4 protein-coding genes are annotated in these 1,735 nt (G+C 71.9%); 2 read left to right on the forward strand and 2 right to left on the reverse strand.

The window, feature by feature from the left end:
- Both EAO76_RS42850 and EAO76_RS42855 read right to left on the reverse strand, forming a co-directional pair.
- Nucleotides 1-251 (reverse strand): transposase family protein (locus tag EAO76_RS42850; protein ID WP_148838069.1); only part of this gene is annotated, 251 nt, incomplete at its 3' end.
- Between the two features lie 43 nt (nucleotides 252-294).
- Complete coding sequence (locus EAO76_RS42855; RefSeq protein ID WP_148841618.1) at nucleotides 295-750, reverse strand: MarR family transcriptional regulator; 456 nt, start codon at nucleotides 748-750, stop codon at nucleotides 295-297.
- A 213-nt stretch (nucleotides 751-963) separates the two neighbouring features.
- Here EAO76_RS42855 and EAO76_RS45160 point away from each other — a divergent pair, with 213 nt between their 5' ends.
- Both EAO76_RS45160 and EAO76_RS42860 read left to right on the forward strand, forming a co-directional pair.
- Nucleotides 964-1,158: a hypothetical protein gene (locus EAO76_RS45160; protein ID WP_187439050.1), complete on the forward strand. Its 195-nt coding sequence runs from the start codon at nucleotides 964-966 to the stop codon at nucleotides 1,156-1,158.
- Nucleotides 1,155-1,735, forward strand: a 581-nt coding sequence (locus tag EAO76_RS42860; RefSeq protein ID WP_316248424.1) for a wax ester/triacylglycerol synthase domain-containing protein, incomplete at its 3' end; no start/stop codon positions are given. The genes EAO76_RS45160 and EAO76_RS42860, both read left to right, overlap by 4 nt.

Consider the following 1,735-nt stretch of genomic DNA (forward strand, 5'->3'; position numbering starts at 1 on the left):
ACGATCCGGTCGGCCGCCGACTTCGACACCCCGAACAACGGAGCCAGTTGGCGCAGGGTGAGGTTCGTGCGCCAGTACGCGGCGACCAGCAGGACCCGGTCCTCCAGCGGCAGACTCCAGGGCCGGCCCTTGCGGACCGGGTCGGCACCCTCGCGCCGCAGCGCGGTGACCAGCTTGCCGAACTGCCGCGGGCTCAGCCCGGTGAACGGGACTATCCAGGACGGCTCCGACGCCGCAATCACACCAACCACAGCAAGATCATCTCACCTCTGACCAGCAATTACGGGACAGCGCTTAGGGAAGGTCGCTGCTGCCTCCGAGGTTGGTGATCATCCGGCGGAGCACGTTCAGGGTGGTGACGTAGTCGGCGGTCTCCACGCCGTCGTGCATCTGCTCATGGACCTTGAGGGTGCGGTCCTTCGCGCGCCGCCGCCCCGCTTCGCCGGCTTCGGTGAGGACGAGACGGCCGTCCGGCTCCGCGATCCAGCCCCGGGAGGCGAGGTCGGCGTGAACGGCCTCGAAGTCGGTGTCCTGGCGGTCGAAGGGGGAGAGCCTGGCGGTGAGGGAGACGCGGGTCCAATGCTCCGGGGAACCGGCGACATGGTTGAGGATCCACCAATGCGGCTGTGTGAGCCCCTCCTCGGCGAGGGCGGCACGGATGCTGCCGACGATGATCTCGTTCGCGATTCCGCTCCAGTAACCGATGGGCTGGGCGGCCAGTCTGTCCTGTGAGTACTCCGTGATCGTCATACCGGGGAGCCTAGGAGCTCAAGCGCGGTTGAGGTCAATGACCGGCACCGCCCCGGCCGTTCGGCTCCGCACGTCACGGCCGCGGACGCGGGGGCCGCAGCCGTGACACGCCGACGCCGACCGGTGCCGGGCGGCGCGAGCAGGTCGGGCAATCGGGAAACACAGGACCGGGCCCGTAACCCGGCCGCTCGCGTTCGGGTTGACAATGGCGGGATGACGGTCGGATTCGGACGCCGGTGGCGTCCGTCGTCGCCGGGTGAGGAGGCTGTCGGGTGCCGCGTCGAACTCCCCACCGGAATACGCCCGTTGCTCGACACCCGCCCCGGCCCGCGACCCGACTCCTCCTTCGATCCCACCCGTACGGGCTTCGCCGAGCGCAGCCCCGCCTGTCTGGACGTCTCGCCGTGACCGACCCCGCCACCACGGATCCGCATCCGAAGCACGCCGAACCTCCTACCGCCCAGGGCCAGTTGCCCGTCACCGTGCCGGGCCCGAACCCGCTCGACCGGGCGCTGCTGTCCTTCGACGGGCCGCAGCAGCCGGTGGTCACCCTCGCTCTGGACTTCGCCGGCCCTCCGCCCGCCCCGTCCGCGTTCCAGCAGCGGATCGCCGAGCGCGCGCCCGCCCTGCCGACGTTCCGCGGCACCCCCGCGCCGAACCTGCGGGTGCAGCACACCGACGCCGCCGACAGCGCCGCGCTCGACCGGGAAACGGACCGGATCTCCCAACTGCCGTTCGACCTCACCGGAAGCGTCCCGCCCTGGGACGTGCGGCTGATCACCGGCCCCGACTCCTTCCGGGTCTGCCTGCGCGCCCACCACGGCTTCCTGGACGGTGTCGGCGCGACCCACGCCGCCGCCGCGCTGCTGTCCGACACGTCCGCCGAGGGCGCCCGCCTGCACCAGCCGGTCGCGCCCACCGCCCGGGCCCTGGTGCGTTCCCTGCACGACCTCGCCCGCACCCTGGCCGGCCCCCGCCCCTGGAC

It is taken from the genome of Streptomyces sp. sk2.1 (assembly GCF_008120935.1).
Taxonomy (GTDB): Bacteria; Actinomycetota; Actinomycetes; order Streptomycetales; family Streptomycetaceae; genus Streptomyces.